Raw genomic sequence first — 1,825 nt, 5'->3', positions numbered from 1 at the left:
AAGCCTCCTCGAAGGCGGCGCCGGCCAGAGCGAAGATCTCCCGTGGTGGGCTCACGTGGGCTCTGACCGGCATCGTGATCGACCACCTCACCGTCTCTCGCGCGGCGGCCGGTCTCGGAGTGTCTTGGCACACCGCGAATAACGCGATCATCGCCGAGGGCAAGCGCCGACTGATCGATGACCCGCACCGGTTCGACGGGGTCACCACGATCGGCGTCGATGAGCACGTCTGGCGGCACACCAGGTTCGGCGACAAGTACGTGACGGTGATCATCGACCTCACCCCGACACGGAACAGGACCGGTCCTGCACGGTTGCTGGACATGGTCGAGGGGCGTTCGAAGGCGGTGTTCAAACAGTGGCTTGCCGGGCGCCCGAAAGAGTGGCGGGAGAAGATCGAGGTGGTCGCGATGGACGGGTTCAGCGGGTTCAAGACCGCCGCCGCGGAAGAGCTTCCCGACGCGGTCCCGGTGATGGATCCGTTCCACGTCGTGAGGCTCGCTGGCGAGGCACTCGACCGGTGCCGGCAACGCGTCCAGCAGGCCACCCTCGGGCATCGTGGTCGCGCCAGCGATCCGCTCTACAAAGCGAGACGCACCCTGCACACCGGGGCGAGCCTGCTCACCGACAAGCAGTCCGCACGCCTGAAGGCGGTATTCGCCATCGAGGAGCACGTCGAGGTTGAAGCGACCTGGGGCGTCTATCAGCGCATGGTCGCCGCGTACCGGGAACCCGACAAGAAGCTCGGCAAGCAGATGATGCAAGCCGTCATCGATGCAGTCAGCAGCGGCGTCCCCGCCGCGCTCGTCGAGATCCGACGCCTCGGACGCACCCTGAAACAACGCGCCGTCGACGTCCTCGCGTTCTTCGACCGACCCGGCACCTCCAACGGCCCGACCGAGGCGATCAACGGACGCCTCGAACACCTCCGCGGCTCCGCCCTCGGCTTCCGCAACCTCACGAACTACATCGCCAGATCACTCCTCGAGAGCGGAGGATTCAGACCCGCGCTACACCCTGGAATGCGATGAGCCAGTTATCCCGCACTTCGAGCGCTGAGGTGCGGGATAACTCACCGCCGAGCGCGTGGCGGCTGCCAGAGCGACCGCCAGCGATCACCGAAGCTGATCGCCGGCCCGTCGTAGCCCACCCGCCTCAGCTCGCGATCGACGGTGTGGACGAGGGCGACCGGTTGACGACGCATCGCCTTGGTGATCTGCAGGTAGTGGATGCCGGCCTGACGAAATCGCGTGTACCGATGTACGTCGCGCTCGATCTGCCTGGGGTCGATGAAATGTTGCTCACCTTCCACCTCGAGAGCGAGCTTCCATTGCTCGAGCCACAGATCGGTCACGCCCAGGAAGCAACCTCCGTCGTACAGGCGAACGTTCATTTCGGGCTCGGGCAGCCCCGCCGCTCTCAGCAGAACCCTGACCTCCGACTCACCCAAGGCCCATGAGTTGTCGTGGAGCCATGGAACGACTCGCAACGCCCCTGAGGAACCGGGTCGCCATTGGTGCAGTAAGGCTGTCTCGCAGATCTCGGCCACCGAGGCGTGCTGATGGCGTAGGAGCCAGTCCCCGACTTGAACCAACCGGCGAACGGGGTGTTGCGCGCACATCTGCACGAAGGCGGCCGCCGGTGTGACACCGGTGTCGTCACACGGAGGCAGCACCTCGGTTCGATGCAGCACGACACCGGGCATCGTCAGATGCAGGTCGCCTGCCACGGTGAAGTGCAGTGGTGCCGGCAACCTGCCGGGGTAGCCGAGAGCCTCGACCCGCGTCGCATGGCTCATCTGTGCCCGTTCGGGAAGCGCGAGGCG

2 protein-coding genes are annotated in these 1,825 nt (G+C 65.8%); one reads left to right on the top strand and one right to left on the bottom strand.

What is annotated here, in order from left to right:
• On the top strand, positions 1 to 1,031 hold a 1,031-nt coding region (locus BHE97_RS19210), incomplete at its 5' end, for an ISL3 family transposase (protein WP_087625644.1).
• A 41-nt stretch (positions 1,032 to 1,072) separates the two neighbouring features.
• Here BHE97_RS19210 and BHE97_RS19205 read toward each other — a convergent pair.
• Positions 1,073 to 1,825, bottom strand: a 753-nt coding sequence (locus BHE97_RS19205; RefSeq protein WP_087625643.1) for a hypothetical protein, incomplete at its 5' end; no start/stop codon positions are given.

The sequence above is a fragment of the Aeromicrobium sp. PE09-221 genome, assembly GCF_002174305.1.
Taxonomy (GTDB): domain Bacteria; phylum Actinomycetota; class Actinomycetes; order Propionibacteriales; family Nocardioidaceae; genus Aeromicrobium.
Note: the sequence above shows the minus strand (reverse complement) of the source record. Positions and strands in the feature narration are given on the sequence as shown.